The sequence below is a fragment of the Comamonas piscis genome (assembly GCF_014109725.1).
Lineage (GTDB): Bacteria > Pseudomonadota > Gammaproteobacteria > Burkholderiales > Burkholderiaceae_C > Comamonas > Comamonas piscis.
Map to the genome: position 1 here is coordinate 1,233,845 of NZ_CP058554.1, position 16,762 is coordinate 1,250,606.

Below are 16,762 nucleotides of genomic sequence, written 5' to 3' on the forward strand. Positions count from 1 at the left end.
TCGGATGAGGGTATGGCAGAGGATCCCCGTGGACAACCCGTCGGCCCGTATCACGGCAGGCGTCGGTTACGTTCAAAAACACCTTGCAGCATAGGCTATTGGCCTTTTCTTTGCGCGTGCCGAAAGGCGCTGGCTCGATGATTTTGAATCTATATTCAGGATAGCGTTGTGTTTTTGATCTATCGATAAGCATCGCAACTATGACTATATAAAAAACCATAGGTGTGTTCACCTATGTGACAGCGGGCAAGCTGTTTCTAAGATATCGGCTTCTGAAATGAGGTGTTACTGATGGCATACAAATCGACAACAATGCTGCAGGTGTCCCAAGTGGCCCGTTGGAGGCTTCCAGCCCTGACGGCTGTGACCTTGGCAGTCAGCCTGAGCCTGGGCGCTTGCGCCAGCGGCCCACAAAACACCCAAGCCGCTGCGGCGACCCCCGCGGTTGCAGCCGCACCGGCAGCAGCCCCCATGGCTGCCAGCCAGCCGGCCCAACAAGGCATGCGCAATGTGGTCGTGCTGGCCACCGGCGGCACCATCGCTGGCGCCGGTGCATCGGCGATGAACAGCGCCACCTACAGCGCTGCCAAGGTGCCGGTCGACAAACTGCTGGCAGGCCTGCCGGAGCTGTCCAAGGTAGCGCAGGTGCGCGGTGAGCAAGTCTTCCAGATTGCGTCCGAGAGCTTCACCAATGACAACCTGCTGGTGCTCGCCAAGCGCGTCTCGGCGCTGGTCAAGCAGGCCGATGTGGATGGCGTGGTCGTCACCCACGGCACCGACACCCTGGCCGAAACCGCCTACTTCCTGAGCCTGACGGTACACACCAACAAGCCCATCGTCGTGGTGGGCTCCATGCGCCCAGGCACTGCGCTGTCGGCCGATGGCGCGCTGAACCTGCTCAACGCCGTGAGCGTGGCTGCAGCCAAGGATGCCGAAGGCAAGGGCGTGGTCGTGACGATGAACGACGAGATCCAGACCGCACGCGATGTGAACAAGGATGTGAACATCAAGACCAATGCCTTCCAAAGCCAGTGGGGCCCCTTGGGCATGGTGGTGGAAGGCAAGAACTACTGGTTCCGTGCCCCGGTCAAGCGCCACACGATGCAATCCGAGTTCAATATCGACAACATCTCCAGCCTGCCTGCCGTGGAAGTGGTCTACAGCTACGGCAATGTGCCGCGCACCGCTATTGATGCCTTTGTTGGCACCGGCGCCAAGGCCATCGTGCATGCCGGCACCGGCAATGGCTCGGTGGCAGACCGCATCGTCCCCGCACTGCAGGAAGCCCGCAGCAAGGGCGTGCAGGTGATCCGCTCGGCACGTGTGCCTTATGGCTTTGTGCTGCGCAATGCAGAGCAGCCCGATGACAAGTACGACTGGGTGGTTGCGCATGACCTGCGTCCGGAAAAAGCCCGCCTGCTGGCAGCGCTGGCTCTGACCAAGACCAACGACCCCAAGGAAATCCAACGCATTTTCTGGGAATATTGATAGCCAGCGTGCCCGGCTGCGGCTGGGCACGGGTTTCAATACGGTATCTACCAAGGACAGCTACGGCTGTCCTTTTTGCTGTCCGCTGTATTGCTCGTTAGCGGCAGCCGGACTCGTCGCCAATGTCACAATTGCTGCTGCATTCTCAGGAGCAAAAAAGATGGCGCATGCCTGGACCCGAATCAGCTACGAAGGCTTTCCCGCTTGGTGCGCCCAATGGCCCGATGGATCGTCTGCCGTGGTGGCGGAGCAGGGCGCGCAGCTGCTGTCCTGGAAGACCGCCGATGGCCGCGAGCACCTGTACCTGAGCCCCGCCAGCCTGCGCGATGGGCAGTCGGCGATTCGTGGCGGCGTGCCGGTCTGCTTTCCGCAGTTCAATGTGCGCGGGCCTTTGCCCAAGCACGGCTTTGCGCGCAACCTGCCCTGGCAGATGCTGGAGGCCGACGAGGGCGGCATAGTGATGCAGCTGACGGGCAGCGAGGCCACCCGCGCCTTCTGGCCCCATGCCTTTGATGCGCGGCTGCGTATTGACGTGCAGGCAGGCAGCCTCTCGATTCGCTTGGATGTGCAGAACACCGACCAGGTACCTTGGTCGATGACCTGCGCGCTGCACAGCTACTTGCAGGTGGACGATGTGGCGCAAACCCAGCTGTCTGGCTTGCAGGGCCTGGCCTGCTGGGATGCACTGGCCGATACCCGCTTTGTGCAACCGCCCGGCGATGTGGGCTTTGCCGCGACCACCGAGCAGGGCTTTGACCGGGTGTTCTCCACCTCTGGCGCAACAGGCGCGCTGCTGCAGCTACAGCAGCCCAATCTGCAAGATGGTCGCCGGCTTCAGATAGCCCACAGCAGCACAGCCAGCGAGATCGTGGTCTGGAACCCAGGCCTGCAGCTGAGCCACAGCCTGGCCGATATGCCCGATGACGGCTGGCGCCAGATGCTCTGCGTGGAAGCTGCGAGCATCGACGCGCCGGTGCAGCTGGCGCCGGGCCAGCAATGGTCGATCAGCCAGACCCTGACCTTGGCCTGAGACTTGGCTAGCTAGCTGGAAACACAAGCCCTGTTGCGGAATTGTGGGCGGCCACTACCGCAGGCCTGGGGAAAACCCGATAATGGCGGCCTTGTCATTGTCGGCATGGCGCTTGCGGCCATGCTTTTTTGTTTATGCCGGGTTCTGGGTCTCCATCTTCTTCCGCGCCAGTCAATGAGCTGCGCCGTGATCTCAAGGCACGCCATTTGTCGATGATCGCCATTGGCGGCTCCATCGGCACGGGGCTGTTTGTGGCGTCGGGTGCCACCATTGCCCAGGCGGGCCCCGGCGGCGCGCTGCTGGCCTATGGCGTCATCGGGCTGATGGTCTACTTTCTGATGACCAGCCTGGGCGAGCTGGCGGCCTTTATGCCGGTGTCGGGCTCGTTCGCCACCTATGGCGCGCGCTATGTGGACGAAGGCTTTGGCTTCGCGCTGGGCTGGAACTACTGGTACAACTGGGCGATCACGATTGCAGTCGATCTGGTGGCTTCGCAGCTGGTGATGGCCTACTGGTTCCCCGATGTGCCGGGCTACTGGTGGAGCGCGCTGTTCCTGCTGCTGATGGTGGCCCTCAATGCCATCTCGGTGCGCGGTTTTGGCGAGGCCGAATACTGGTTTGCGGCGATCAAGGTGACGACGGTGCTGGTCTTTATTGCGCTGGGCGTGGCGATGATCTTTGGCATTCTCAAAGGCGGTCCCACCGATGGCGTCTGGGGCGCGATGGCCAACTGGCAGATAGCGGATGCGCCGTTTGCCGGTGGCTTTGCGGCCTTGATTGGTGTGGCGATGATCGTGGGCTTTTCCTTCCAGGGCACCGAGCTGATCGGCATTGCGGCCGCTGAATCCGAAGACCCCGCCAAGAACATTCCCCGCGCGGTGCGCCAGGTGTTCTGGCGCATCTTGCTGTTCTATGTGCTGGCGATTGCGGTGATCGGCTCGCTGGTCAGCTACACCGACCCGCATCTGCTGCGCAATGAGGTCGGTGATATCAGCGTCAGCCCCTTCACGCTCGTGTTCCAAAAGGCGGGCCTGCTGTCGGCCGCAGTGATCATGAATGCCGTCGTGCTGACCTCGGTGCTGTCGGCCGGAAATTCGGGCATGTATGCCTCCACCCGCATGCTCTATACCTTGGCCTGCCAGGGCATGGCGCCGCGCGTTTTTGGCCGCCTCTCGCGCCATGGCGTGCCGGTGATGGCCTTGCTGGCGACAACGGTGATGGCGGGGCTGTGCTTTTTCAGCTTTCTGTTCAGCCCGCAGACGGTCTACCTCTGGCTGCTCAACCTGTCGGGCATGACCGGCTTTATCGCCTGGCTGGGCATTGCCATCAGCCACTACCGCTTCCGCAAGGGCTTTGTGGCCCAGGGCCATGATGTGTCGCAACTGCCCTATGTCTCGCCCTGGTTCCCGTTCGGCCCCATTTTTGCGTTTGTGCTCTGCCTGGTCATCACCCTGGGCCAGAACTACGAGGCCTTTTTGAAAGACCGGATCGACTGGGGCGGCGTGGTGGCGACCTACATCGGCCTGCCAGTGTTTCTGCTGATCTGGTGGGCCTACCGCTGGACGCGGGGCAGCCGCACGGTGGCCTATGCCGATATGCGCTTTGATGGCCAGGTGGAGAGCCCGAAGTAAATCGGCGCCCATTTGTCGGCCCATAGATAGCAAAAAGCGAGTCCTGTTGAAACGGGACTCGCTTTTTTAATGACCGATTGGCAGGCCGTTACTTGGCGGGCAACACCGGCTGGCGGCCAATCGACACATAGCCCAGGCCATAGCCCGCGACCAGGGCCGGGTCGTACAGGTTGCGGCCATCAAAAATCATGCGGTCGCGCAGGCTCTGGGCCAGCTGGCCAAAATCGGGCGCGCGGAAGATCTGCCACTCGGTAACGATGGCCAGGCAGTCGGCGCCTTGCAAAGTAGCATCGGGGTCGGCGGCCAGCACCAGGTCGCTGCGCTCGCCATAGATGCGCTGGGCTTCTTGCATCGCGACGGGGTCATAGGCCTGCACACGGGCGCCTGCGGCCCACAGCGATTCCAGCAGGTTGCGGCTGGGCGCCTCGCGCATGTCATCGGTATTGGGCTTGAAGGCCAGGCCCCAGAGCGCAATCGTCTTGCCCTGCAGCTCGCCGCCATAGAAGGCGCTGATGCGCTCGAACAGCACGTTGCGCTGGGCTTCATTGCGGGCTTCGACGGCATTGAGCAGCAAGGGGTCAAAGCCAATTTCCTCGGCGGTGCGCACGAGGGCCTTCACATCCTTGGGGAAGCAGCTGCCGCCATAACCCACCCCCGGGTAGATAAAGTGGTAGCCAATGCGCGGATCGCTGCCAATGCCGCGGCGCACCGCCTCCACATTGGCACCCAGGCGCTCGGCCAGGTTGGCGATCTCGTTCATAAAGCTGATCTTGGTGGCCAGCATCGCATTGGCGGCGTACTTGGTCAGCTCGGCACTGCGCACATCCATCACCACGATCTTGTCGTGGTTGCGGTTGAAGGGCGCATACAGCTCGCGCAGCCGCGCTTCGGATGCCGGGTTGCTGGTGCCGATGATGATGCGGTCGGGCCGCTGGCAGTCGGCCACGGCCGCGCCTTCCTTCAGAAACTCCGGGTTGGACACCACATCGAAGCCGTGGCTCGCGCTGCGTGCAGCCAGGCCCTCGGCGATCACTGCGCGTACCTTGTCGGCCGTGCCCACCGGCACGGTGGATTTGTTGATGACGATGCGCGTGCCATCCATGTACTGGGCAATGGTGCGGGCCACGGCCAGCACGTACTGCAGGTCGGCGCTGCCGTCTTCATCGGGGGGCGTGCCCACCGCTAAAAAGATGACCTCGCTGTGCGCCACGCCCAGGGCCGCATCGGTGGTAAAGCGCAGCCGGCCATTGGCATGGTTGCTGGTGACGAGCTTGTCCAGGCCCGGCTCATGGATGGGGATCTGGCCGGCCTGCAGCGCAGCGACCTTGGCGGCATCCACATCGACACACAGCACCTGGTGGCCGACATCAGCCAGCACGGCGCCTTGAACAAGACCGACATAGCCGGTTCCAAATACAGTGACTTTCATACGCGGTAGAAACTGCGGTACCAGTCGACAAAGCGCTGGATTCCGTCTGTGACAGTGAAAGAAGGGGCGAACTGCACCCAGGCCTGCAAGGCGCGGGTGTCGGCCGAGGTGCTGTGCATGTCGCCCGGCTGAATGGGCAGCATGCGCTTGTTGGCCTGCATGCCCAGCGCGGACTCCAGCGCGCCGATGTAGTCCATCAGCACGGTGGGCTGGCTGTTGCCGATGTTGAAGATGCGGTAGGGCGCGGTGCTGGTGCCCGGGTTGGGCTGCAGCGGGTCATAGCTGGCATCGGGGGCGGCGGGTTTGTCCAGCACACGCAGAATGCCTTCGACGATGTCGTCGATAAAGGTGAAATCGCGCACCAGCTGGCCATTGCCGTAAACGTCAATCGTCTCGCCCGCCAGGATGGCCTTGGTGAACTTGAACAAGGCCATGTCCGGCCGGCCCCAGGGCCCGTAGACCGTGAAAAAGCGCAGGCCGGTGGTGGGCATCTGGTAGAGGTGCGAGTAGGTGTGGGCCATCAGCTCGTTGGCCTTCTTGGTGGCCGCGTAGTAGCTGATTGGGTGGTCGACCGCATCGCTCTCGGCATAAGGCATCTTGGCATTGCCGCCATAGACGCTGGAGCTGCTGGCATAGACCAGGTGCGCCACCTGGTGCTTGCGGCAGCCCTGCAGCACATGGCCAAAGCCCAGCAGGTTCGAATCCGTGTAGTCGTCCGGCTGGTCGATGGAGTAGCGCACCCCCGCCTGGGCGGCCAAGTGCAGCACGCGCTGGGGTTGCACCTCGTCAAACAGCGCGGCCATGCCGGCGCGGTCGGCCAGATCGAGCTGGATGAAGCGGAAGTGGGGGTGGCTTTGCAGCTGCGCGAGCCGGGCCTGCTTGAGCGCGACATCGTAGTAGCTGTTGAGGTTGTCCATGCCGACAACGGGCAGGCCACGCTCCAACAGGCGCAAGGCGCAGTGCATGCCGATAAAACCGGCAGCGCCGGTGACGAGAACAGGTTTCATGGTGTGATGGGTGCGGGCAGCCACACAAACTGGTAGTGCATGGGCGGCGTGCTGGCACGCATATGGGTAAACGGAAGGGTCAAATCTTGGATAGAGGTGCTGGGCGCCGTGGCCAGTACTGCCTCCCACCAAGCGGGCGTGGCCTTGTCCATGCGGGCAATGTACAGCAGGCCGCTGCCGGTTTGCAGGGCCTTGGCGCGGGCCTGCGCTAGGCAGTCGGCCATGCGGCCAAACTCGGCCGTGCAGGCGGTGGCATAGGCTTTGGGGTTGCGCGAGCGCAGCATGGCGGCGACCATGTTGTCCGAGCCGACGATGACGCCTTGGCCGTCATAGCCCGCCGCCGCCAGCGCGGCGCTCAGTTGCGCGACGGGGTGGTTGAGCTCATCGGGATCCTTGCGCAGGTTGGACTGCCAGGGGCGCACCGTCGCCAGGGTCAGGAAGATCAGCGCAAACACCAGCACCGTGGTGGTGTAGCCCCGGCCCACGCCATCGGCCAGCAGGCGCGGGCGCCAGACATACAGCGCCAGCGGCGCCACAGCCGTCAACGGCAGCACCCAGCGCTGCTTGAAGCTGCTGACATCGCCCACCAGCACCATGCCCACCAGGATCGCAAACACCAGCGCCAGGTAGCGCCACAGCAGCGGCCAGGCCCAGATGCGCCACTCGGGTGTTGCTGCATCTGCAGCCGGCGACGGGGCCGCCTCGGCTTTCCACAAACGGCTGCGGTAACTGGCCAGGCTGACCAGCAGCCACAGCCCCAGGGTCGAGAACACGGCGGTAGCCAGCGCGCCCAGGCCCTTGAGGTGGGAGACCTGGGTGGAGATATCCATCTTGTTGAAGGTTTCAGTCGTAGCCTCACGCCAGTGGTGCAGCAGCCAATAGCCGTGTGGCGCAAAGATCAGCAGGCCGATGAGAGGCGCCAGCCACCAGCCCCGGCCCAGCAGTGCCCGGCGCACCTGGGGCACGCTGAAGGCGGCCACGGCAAACACACCGATCAGCATCGCAAAGCTGTATTTGGCGAGCATGCCCACGCCGCAGAAAATGCCCAGGCCGACAAAGTTGATCAGCGCCGGCGTGCGCACCTGGCGCAAGGCCATCCACCAGGCGCCAAAGGTCATCGCGGTGACGAGGATGGTGTGGGTCTGGTCGCGCACGCTGTCCCAGCCAAAGGGCAGCATCAGCAGCAGGCCACCCGCGACCCAGAAGGCGCCCTTGGCGGGCAGCAGCGCGCGGCCGGTTTGCCAGGCCAGCACATAGGTCAGCACGATCAGGCTGTGCTTGACCAGCGATAGCGACAGCACCGTGGGCCCCAGCAATTGCCCCACCAGCCATTGCAGCCAGCTGTAGGCGGGCGGTTGGGCGCCGTAGCCCAGCAAAAACTGCTGCGACCAGAGGATTTGTTCGGACTCGTCCCATTTCATGCCGTCCGAGATGGCCACACGCGAGATGACATGCGCACAGGCCAGCAGCAGCACCCAGGCCAGCGGGTGGCGATAGAGCGTGGACTGCCAATCTTTGGCGGGGGAGGGGGACGCAGACGTCATGGCGGAAACACGAAATGCCGGTGCACACAGGGCCCGCAGCCCCAAGGCGCGGCACCAGCCTGTCGCATCAGCAGCAGAGGAAAAAGCGGATCAGGTAGTATAGGCGACCGCTGTTTTACCAATGCCAGAAGAGTCGCCCACCCCGGTTGGGCTGCGCCGCACACCGTTTTCGGTACCGGCCCAGCCATCCGTTGGAGCGGCTTTTTGCAATGTGCCCCTTATGTCCCCTGCTGTTTCCATCGTCGTCCCCATCTACAACGAGTTCGACAATCTGATCGCCCTGGTCGACCGGATTGACGCGGCCATGCGCTCGCAGCCGCTGAGCTATGAGCTGATTGCCGTCGACGATGGCTCCAAGGACGACAGTGCCAAGCGCCTGCTGGAGCTGGCTGCCACGCGCCCCTGGCTGCGCCCGGTGATCCTCGCGCGCAACTATGGCCAGTCCAGCGCGTTACAGGCCGGTTTTGACCGGGTGCAAGGCCGCTATGTGGTGACCCTGGATGCCGACCTGCAAAACGAGCCCGACGACATCCCCTTGCTGCTCAACCGCCTGGAGACCGACCCGAGCGTGGACATGGTCTCTGGCTGGCGCAAGGACCGCCAGGATGCCGCGATCTCGCGCAAGCTGCCGTCCAAGATTGCCAACCGTTTGATCTCCAACGCCACCGGCGTGCAGCTGCACGACTATGGCTGCGCGCTCAAGGCCTACCGCCGCCACATCATCGACCGCGTACATCTCTACGGCGAGCTGCACCGCTTCATCCCGTCGCTGGCGCGCGATGCCGGTGCCCGCATCACCGAGGTGCCGGTGCGCCACCATGCCCGCACGGCGGGTGTCTCCAAGTACGGCATTGACCGCACCTTCCGCGTGATTCTGGATCTGATCCTGATGGTCTTCCTGATGCGCTACCGCCAGCGCCCGCTGCACGCCTTTGGCGGCCTGGGCCTGTGGCTGGCCACCCCCGGCTTTCTGATCCTGGCGTACTTGTTCATCGTCAAGCTGATGGGCGAGAGCATTGGTGGCCGGCCCTTGCTGATCATTGGCGTGATGCTGGTGCTGATGGGCATGACCTTTGTTGCCGCTGGCCTGATCGGCGAGCTGCTGACCCGCATTTACTACGAATCGGGCGGTGGCCGCCAGTACTATGCGGACGACTATGTGATCGACGACAGCGGCGAGACCCCCCGCATGGTGCGCCAAGACGCCCATGCAGCGCGCATGCCAGGCACACAGCCCGCTGCCGCCTCCCATATTTAAGCGCCCCTTGGTGTGAACCGTACACAAAAAGCCTGCATCAAGGCCTTGTGTGGCGCCGCTTTGCTGGGTGCCGTGGCCTATTTTGCCGACCCTGCTGCCCTCTGGGCCCGCCTGCGCGCTGCCGATGTGCGCTGGCTGCTGGCGGGGCTGGCAGCGGCCATCGCGTCGAACGTGGTATCTGCCTGGCGCTGGCGTGCGTTGGCGCAGTGGCTGGGCGCGCCGATGCGCTGGCCTGATGCGCTGCGTTGGTATTTCCAGGCGATTGGCCTCAATGCCTTGCTGCCCGGCGCTGTCGTTGGCGGGGATGTCTACCGCGCGGTGGTGCTGCAACGCAGTGGCCAGGGCAAGGCCGCTGCCTCGCTGTCGGTGCTGCTGGACCGTTTCAGCGGCCTGTGGATGCTCTGCGCCATCGGCGCCATCGGCGCGGCGCTGTCCGCCAACGCCTTGGCGCCTGTGCTGCATATCTCTCCGCTGGCGCTGAAGGTCTTGATGGTCCTCGGCGTCATCGTCTGGATTGCACTGCCCTGGCTGCTGCTGTGGTGGCTGGGCCAGCGCCAGGCGGCCAGCCTGCCGGGCTGGTTGCAGCCCTTGTTGCAGGCCGCTGCGCGGCCGGACTTTAAACGCCAGATGTTGGTGCAGGCAGGTTCGTCCGCATTGGTGCAGCTATTGTCCGCCGCCGCCTTGGCGCTGGGTGGGCTGGCGCTGGGTATCCATCTGGATCTGGCCGCCTGGGCCTTTGCGATGGCCCCTATTTTTCTGATGGCGGCCTTGCCGGTCAGCGTGGGCGGCTGGGGCACGCGCGAAGCGGCCAGTGCCGCTGCGTTGGCGCCTTTTGGTGTGCCGGCGGCCTTGGCGGTGGGCGTGGGCTTGATCTATGGCGTGTATGCGCTGGTGCAGGGGGCGCTGGGTGCCATTGCCTTTGGCCTGCCCAGCCGGCGCGAGCGCGAGGCGGATGCGCCGTCCTGAGGCCTAAACCGCCTGATGGTTAAGCCCAAGAAAAAAGCAAGTCCGCAGACTTGCTTTTTTTGTGCCCAAGGCCTGCGCACAGGCCCTTGGGAAGTTTTTACACGGCGGTGATCGACACTGCCTTGGAGTTCAGGTAGGCCTCCATGGCTTCCGGGCCGCCTTCGCTGCCGTAGCCCGAATCCTTCACGCCGCCGAAGGGGAACTCGGCCGATGGGGTGGCGGCCTGGTTGATCCAGACCATGCCCGCTTCGATCTGGTTCGACAGCAGCTGCACGTTCTTGTACGAGCGGGTGTAGGCGTAAGCAGCCAGGCCAAAAGGCAGGCGGTTGGCTTCGGTGATTGCGTCTTCCAGCTTGGTAAAGCTGCGGATCGCGGCGATCGGGCCAAAGGGCTCGTCGTTGAACACCGAGGCGTTCATCGGCACATCGGCCAGGATGGTGGGCGCGAAGAAGTTGCCTTCGCTGCCCACGCGTGCGCCACCGGTGGCAACCTTGGCACCCTTGGCGGCGGCGTCTTCGACGACCTGGGCCATGGCGGTCAGGCGGCGGGCGTTGGCCAAGGGGCCCAGGGTGGTGCCGTCGGTCAGGCCATCACCCAGCTTCAGGCTTTCGGCGTGCTTGACGAAGGCGCTGACAAACGCGTCCTTCACATCGGCGTGGACCAGGAAGCGGGTGGGGGAGATGCAGACCTGGCCGGCATTGCGGAACTTGGCGGCAGCCGTGGCCTTGACGGCCAGTTCCACATCGGCGTCTTCGGCGACGATCACCGGTGCGTGGCCGCCCAGCTCCATGGTCACGCGCTTCATGTGGGCGCCAGCCAGGGCGGCCAGCTGCTTGCCCACGGCGGTGGAGCCGGTGAAGGTCACCTTGCGGATGATCGGGTGCGGAATCAGGTACTCGGAGATTTCGGAAGGCGAGCCAAACAGCAGGCCCAGCACGCCCTTGGGCAGGCCGGCATCAACAAAGCACTGCAGCAGCGCGGCTGGCGAGGCAGGGGTTTCTTCAGGCGCCTTCAGCAGGAAGGAGCAGCCGGTGCCCAGTGCAGCGCCCAGCTTGCGCACGACCTGGTTGACGGGGAAGTTCCAGGGCGTGAACGCAGCGATGGGGCCGACAGGCTCCTTGATCACCAGCTGCTGCACATTGGGCACGCGGGCTGGCACGATGCGGCCATAGACGCGCAGGCCTTCATCGGCAAACCATTCGATAATGCCGGCGCCGGCCAGCACTTCGCCCTTGGCTTCGGCAAACGGCTTGCCTTGCTCCTGGGTCAGCAGGCGGCCGATTTGCTCGGCACGCTCGCGCAGCAGGGCGGCGGCACGGCGCATGGTGTTGGCACGCTCGATGGCTGGCGTGGCACGCCAAACCAGGAAACCCGCCTGCGCGGCTTCCAATGCACGGTCCATGTCCTTCTTGGTGGCATGGGCGACCTTGCCGATAGGCTTGCCGGTAGCAGGGTTCACCACATCGATGGTCTTGCCATCGGAGGCATCTTGCCATTCGTTGTTGATCAGCAGTCGGGTATCCGGATATGCAGTGGTCATTGCCGTTTTTCCTTGAGTGTCTTGGAGGTATCCAGTGATCGGGCCGTCGTGGGCAAATAGGGGGAATGGATTGCCCATGAACAACTGCAAATCCTAACCGCTAGCGCCAGAGCGCGTAGTCGCGCACGGCAATTTCGACATGCTGGGGCGGGCATGTACCGGATTTCTCCACAATAGCGTTGCAGCCCCGTGGTAAAACATGGGGTTTGATGCGCGGGCGCCGTCGTTGCACCGCGCCCTGCGCCTGCCCGCTGTGGCCTGGGCCGCACCACCATGAGATTTTTGGAAGCTTCAGACCATGTCATTGATCCGTACCAGTTCTGCCGTTGTCACCGTTCTTGCCGCGCTGCTGGCAGGCTGCGCCACCAACGAGCCGGCTCCAACGCCTGATGCTGCCGCTGCTGCGAACACAGCCCCTGCCGCCAATGCGGCCCCCGCGGCAGCTGGCTGCGCTGGCAATGCCTGCGACACGGCGCCCCAGCTGCTGACCGGCGCCTCGCCCCGCTTCCCCTACCCCGCAGGCGCTCTGCCGCAACCGGCCAGCGTGCGCGTACAGTTTGTCGTCAACACCGACGGCGCTGTCAGCGATGTGAAGACCCTGACCACCACCTCTCGTGACATGGCCACCGAGGTGGAGCGCGCGGTGCGCCTGTGGAAGTACCGCCCCGCGATGAAGAACAACCAGCCGATGAAGGTCATCCTGCAGCAGCAGTTCGACTTTAAGCCTTGAGATTGTTGGCCGCTGACCGCTGATCCTATTTGAGCGTTTCGCCTCAACAAAACGCCCGCTGCACCTCAAGTGCCGCGGGCGTTTTTGCTGCGTCGGGACGATCAGCCCGCCGCCATGCTCTTTATTTCAGCGCGCAGATGCGCTCGGCCAGTTCTATAAAACCGGCACCGCGCTCACCACGCGTCACATAACGGGGCAGGTGCTGCAGCTGCGGCACAAAGCGCTCGATATTGGCCACGCCAAAGCTGTTGTCGAAGTGCTGGAACATCAGCTGGTCATTGGTGGAATCGCCGATATAGCACCACTGGCCGATCTCCGCATCCAGGTCGCGCCCGAACAAGGTCTTGATGATCCAGCGCGCGCCTTCGAGCTTGTTGTGCCCGCCAAACCAGCCATTGATATGGATGGAGCTGACGGTGGCATTCATGCCAGCCGCCTGCATCAGCGCCACACAGCGGTCGATATTAGCCTGCGGCATCTGCGTGAACTCGCTGTGGTCCACAGCGATATCGCATTCGCGCCCGGCCGAATCGGTGGCGCGCTGCGCGCCCGGCACCGTCTGCTCAATCTGCGTGAGCACCGCCTGCATCTTGGCAAAGTTGGCGATGCGCGTGGCCTCGTCCTGCTGGTAAAGCTTGTCCAGCCCGCCGCTGGCATTGCGGCGCAGCGCCACGGCGCCGTTCTCAGCCACGATGGCATCGACCGGCCAGGCAGCGGCAAAGGGCTCGCTCCAGCCTACTGGGCGGCCGGTGATGGGGATAACGGCCAGGCCCTTGGCCTTGAGGGCAGCGATGGCCTGCACCACGTTGTCAGGGACGATGCCCTCTGTGGTCAGGGTGTCGTCAATGTCGGTTAGCAGGCCGACGATGGGTGCGGTCGGCTGCCATTGGTTCAGAGCAAGCATAGAGAGGGGGACAGCGAGAGGTCAGCGTAAATAGTGTGGGAGGCGGAGTGTGGGCCTCGTCTAGCGGATATCAGTTTTCAGCGCGTTGGCGGTACAGCAGCCGGGTCATGCTCAGGTAGTTCACCGTCATCGCGACCAAGGTACCTGCTGCCACATACAACAGCAACCACAGCGGGTCTTGTGGGAAAGTCCACGCCAGCAGCGAGTAAACCGCCAAGTTGACGGCCCCGCCTCCCAGCATCAGCCCCAAATAGCGCAGGTACTCCGCCAGCAAGCTACCGGTAGCGCTGCGCCCCGCAAAGGAAATATTGCGGTTGATCAGCCAGGTGGTGGTCGCTGCCAGCCAGAAGGACACGGCCCGTGCCGCATACACACCTAGGGCATCACGTAGCAAGGTCAACACGACCACATCCACAACAAAAGCGACGGAGCCTGCGACCAGAAACCACAGCACCGAGCGCTGGATCTTGAGCCCCATCACTTGCTCGGCGTGTTGGCGACAGAGGCCAGATAAGCAAACTGCTTGATCTCGCGCCGCGTCAACGTAATGGCTTGCAAGATCAAGCCCGTAACGAAAGACACGCCACCGCAGACCATCAACGCGGACACCAGGCCCAAAGTGGGAAAGCGCCGTACCAAGCCTGTCTGCTGGTACTCCAACACGATGGGGGCCACCAGCGCAATGGAGATCAACGCGAGTGCGGCGCCCAGCCAGCCAAAAAACTGCAAGGGCTTCTCGCTGACCACCAAACGCCCGATGGTCTTGAGGATGCGCCAGCCGTCACGGTAGGTGGACAGCTTGCTGGCAGATCCTTCAGGCCGGGCGCCGTAAGGCGTATCGACCTCTGTGCAAGGCATGCGCAACTCCAGCGCATGGACGTTCAATTCGGTTTCGATCTCGAAGCCTTGCGAATGGGCCGGAAAGGATTTGACATAGCGCCGAGAAAACACCCGGTAGCCGGACAGCATGTCGCGGAAGCTGCCGCCAAAGATCTGCTGCACGGTGCCGGTCAACAGCTTGTTGCCCCAGCGATGTCCTGGACGGTAGGTAATGCCTGTGTCGCCCGCCTCGGGTTCCGCTTCCACACGCGCACCCACCACCATGTCCAGTTGCTGGTCGATCAGCATATCGATGAGCTTGCGTGCCGATGGTGCGTGGTAGGTCGCATCCCCATCGGCCATCACATAGATATCTGCATCCACATCGGCAAACATGCGGCGCACGACATTGCCTTTGCCCTTGAGATTGACATTGCGCAGATGTGCGCCTACTTCAAGAGCAATCTCGGCGGTGCGGTCCGTCGAGAGATTGTTGAAGATATAGATCTCCGCCTCGGGCAAGGCTTGCCGAAAGCCTTCCACCACTGGGCGTACCGTCAACTCTTCGTTGTGACAGGGGAGGATGACGGCAATGCGCTGATTGCGGTAGAGGCGGGATGGAGATTCGGTCATGTCAGAAATTATTATTAATCATTCAAACGGCTGCCGCATTGTGCCCGTATTTGAGTTTCGAGCGCAGCATGCCTGCAACCTGCCAGACGACCAAGACTTGCATCGCCAGCGACAAAGGAACAGCCGGGAAGATGTACAGAATGTAGTTGCTAGGGATGGAAGTGGCTTCCAGAATGCCCAGCAATGTTACGCGGGTGACGATGGCAGCGGCCAGCACGGTGGTTAACAGCCAGGCTCCATTTGGGAGGGCCCTGCGCTTCCACCATTGCAACAGCGCGCTTGCCGACCAGATTAACCAGATCGCAAAAGACAGAGGCAGGGCCACTGCGGAGATTTTGCTCATGGAGGTAGCCAAGAACTGTGCCAGAGTCCAACGAAGTTTATCCCGAGGCGAGGTCATGTCTATATCGAAAGCAGGTGTGTCGACAGTAGGGGCTAGCGGGCCGTTAGTCACCACATCAAACAGCTTCAGGTGCAGCGGGGAGCCTAAGCTTTGATAGGGTTTGAGGGTACCTCGGTCCAGATTCGCTAAGGTGCCAAACACCTCCCAAGTGGCTTTGGCAGAGTCCCAAGCATAGCTTTCTCGCCAAGGTGGCAGCATCGTGGAGCGGGGGGGCAGGCAGTCATCAGGGCGCAGCTTGCATCCCGCATCAATCTCTTGAGCCAAACGTCGGTAGAACTTGCTGGCTTCTCTGGCACTGCTGTAGTGCCCGGCTTCTTCCACTGCGCCACGCACCGCCCACATGAACCAGCCAGACAATATTTCCGGGCATGGGGAAGTATGGGTCTGGTCACAGCCGGTTTTGCGCCAGCCTTCGCCACGCTCCCCCTCGAAATAGGGTTTGAGCTCGCGGGCAGCAGCACTCATCGCATAGGCGCGTTCACGTGCATCTTTAGGGAACAATACATAGCGTTGCCAGTGATCATGGCGTATACGAGTCAGTGCGCCATAGCCGGAGAGAAAATCAGCGGAGCGAAAGTCGTTGTTGCGATAGACGCCATACTTTGCGTAGTTGACCGTGTTAACAGCGGCCACCATCAATGTCGCAATCACCACAGGCAAGGCCATGTAAGCCAGCAAGGCTTTCCAGGCGCGTAGAGCCTTGCGTTGCGTCCACAAGTAATAGCCAAGCATCAGCCCCAGCGCTGGCAGCAGCCACACACCTTCTTCACGGGTCAGCCAAAACCACCCACCTACACATCCCATCGCCAATAACGAAGGCCAGCGCAGACGGAGTTGTGCTGCAGGCGCCACGCTGGGATCGGCTTGCAACCAACAACGGATGCCCAGCGCCAGCAAGAACAAGGTCTGCGAGATATAAATGCCCTCACGCATCACCCTTGCACCGGATTGCTCCATCCAGGCTGCTGGTTGGAAGGCCAGCACTGCAAAAAGAACCAGTACCAAGTTGCGGGATCGCAGCAACTGGCCGGCTATATAGGCAAAAAATCCTGCAGATGCCAAATAGAGGGCATGTTCGGAGAACTTCAAGGGCAGAGCGGTTGCGTGGTTGAGCAGCAAGAACAGCGGGTAGCCGACGCCTTTTGCATGAGTCAGGTTGTCGTAGTGACCTAGCCAACTGCCCCTGCCTATTTCGGCAGCCAAATGCACAAAGAGCAAATCGTCGTGCGACGCCCAGCCCACTGCGAAAATGGGGAAGGCCATGCGCAGCCACAGCGACAGGAGAGCTAGCGCAGCAAAAATGCATAACTGGCTACGTGAAAATATCAAATTTTTTATTGTCATGTTTTGCTGCACTCGACTTGATCAACTCTGTGAATC

General features: G+C 62.5%; 14 protein-coding genes. 6 read left to right on the plus strand and 8 right to left on the minus strand.

From position 1 onward, the window contains the following. Positions 1 to 471 precede the first annotated feature (471 nt). From HS961_RS05565 to HS961_RS05575, 3 genes are all read left to right on the plus strand, one after another. A complete protein-coding gene (locus HS961_RS05565) occupies positions 472 to 1,488 on the plus strand; it encodes a type II asparaginase (RefSeq protein ID WP_238347914.1) in 1,017 nt (338 codons plus the stop codon). Positions 1,489 to 1,648: 160 nt separating this feature from the next. Beyond that, positions 1,649 to 2,518 (plus strand): D-hexose-6-phosphate mutarotase, encoded by an 870-nt coding sequence (locus HS961_RS05570; protein ID WP_182326758.1) that lies wholly within the window; start codon positions 1,649 to 1,651, stop codon positions 2,516 to 2,518. A 134-nt stretch (positions 2,519 to 2,652) separates the two neighbouring features. Next, positions 2,653 to 4,149 carry an amino acid permease gene (locus HS961_RS05575; RefSeq protein ID WP_182326759.1) on the plus strand — a complete coding sequence of 499 codons (1,497 nt, stop codon included), beginning with the start codon at positions 2,653 to 2,655 and terminating at the stop codon, positions 4,147 to 4,149. Positions 4,150 to 4,237: 88 nt separating this feature from the next. Here HS961_RS05575 and HS961_RS05580 read toward each other — a convergent pair whose 3' ends face one another. The 3 genes from HS961_RS05580 to HS961_RS05590 are packed head-to-tail and all read right to left on the minus strand — an operon-like array spanning position 4,238 to position 8,129. Further along, positions 4,238 to 5,578, minus strand: a complete 1,341-nt coding sequence (locus tag HS961_RS05580) for a UDP-glucose dehydrogenase family protein (RefSeq protein ID WP_182326760.1) — start codon at positions 5,576 to 5,578, stop codon at positions 4,238 to 4,240. After that, complete coding sequence (locus HS961_RS05585) at positions 5,575 to 6,585, minus strand: NAD-dependent epimerase (RefSeq protein ID WP_182326761.1); 1,011 nt, start codon at positions 6,583 to 6,585, stop codon at positions 5,575 to 5,577. The genes HS961_RS05580 and HS961_RS05585 overlap by 4 nt, the downstream gene beginning before the upstream one ends. Further along, complete coding sequence (locus tag HS961_RS05590) at positions 6,582 to 8,129, minus strand: ArnT family glycosyltransferase (protein WP_238347803.1); 1,548 nt, start codon at positions 8,127 to 8,129, stop codon at positions 6,582 to 6,584. The genes HS961_RS05585 and HS961_RS05590 overlap by 4 nt, the downstream gene beginning before the upstream one ends. A gap of 220 nt (positions 8,130 to 8,349) precedes the next feature. Between HS961_RS05590 and HS961_RS05595 the strand changes: the two genes are divergently transcribed. Continuing rightward, positions 8,350 to 9,387: a glycosyltransferase family 2 protein gene (locus HS961_RS05595; RefSeq protein ID WP_182326762.1), complete on the plus strand. Its 1,038-nt coding sequence runs from the start codon at positions 8,350 to 8,352 to the stop codon at positions 9,385 to 9,387. A 12-nt stretch (positions 9,388 to 9,399) separates the two neighbouring features. Next, positions 9,400 to 10,353 carry a lysylphosphatidylglycerol synthase transmembrane domain-containing protein gene (locus tag HS961_RS05600; protein WP_182326763.1) on the plus strand — a complete coding sequence of 318 codons (954 nt, stop codon included), beginning with the start codon at positions 9,400 to 9,402 and terminating at the stop codon, positions 10,351 to 10,353. A gap of 97 nt (positions 10,354 to 10,450) precedes the next feature. On the opposite strand, the gene HS961_RS05605 is transcribed toward HS961_RS05600, so the two are convergent. Further along, positions 10,451 to 11,893 carry an NAD-dependent succinate-semialdehyde dehydrogenase gene (locus HS961_RS05605; RefSeq protein WP_182326764.1) on the minus strand — a complete coding sequence of 481 codons (1,443 nt, stop codon included), beginning with the start codon at positions 11,891 to 11,893 and terminating at the stop codon, positions 10,451 to 10,453. A gap of 298 nt (positions 11,894 to 12,191) precedes the next feature. Here HS961_RS05605 and HS961_RS05610 point away from each other — a divergent pair, with 298 nt between their 5' ends. Next, a complete protein-coding gene (locus tag HS961_RS05610) occupies positions 12,192 to 12,623 on the plus strand; it encodes a TonB family protein (RefSeq protein ID WP_182326765.1) in 432 nt (143 codons plus the stop codon). A 121-nt stretch (positions 12,624 to 12,744) separates the two neighbouring features. On the opposite strand, the gene HS961_RS05615 is transcribed toward HS961_RS05610, so the two are convergent. The 4 genes from HS961_RS05615 to HS961_RS05630 form a co-directional block, all read right to left on the minus strand. Continuing rightward, entirely contained in the window at positions 12,745 to 13,527 is a 783-nt protein-coding gene (locus tag HS961_RS05615; protein WP_182326766.1) for an HAD-IIB family hydrolase, read from the minus strand. Between the two features lie 70 nt (positions 13,528 to 13,597). Then, on the minus strand, positions 13,598 to 14,005 hold the full coding sequence (locus tag HS961_RS05620) for a GtrA family protein (protein ID WP_182326767.1): 408 nt from the start codon (positions 14,003 to 14,005) through the stop codon (positions 13,598 to 13,600). After that, positions 14,005 to 14,979, minus strand: coding sequence for a glycosyltransferase family 2 protein (locus HS961_RS05625; RefSeq protein ID WP_182326768.1), 975 nt, complete (start codon positions 14,977 to 14,979; stop codon positions 14,005 to 14,007). The genes HS961_RS05620 and HS961_RS05625 overlap by 1 nt, the downstream gene beginning before the upstream one ends. A gap of 22 nt (positions 14,980 to 15,001) precedes the next feature. Further along, positions 15,002 to 16,726, minus strand: a complete 1,725-nt coding sequence (locus tag HS961_RS05630; protein ID WP_182326769.1) for a hypothetical protein — start codon at positions 16,724 to 16,726, stop codon at positions 15,002 to 15,004. Between the last annotated feature and the right edge of the window lie 36 nt (positions 16,727 to 16,762).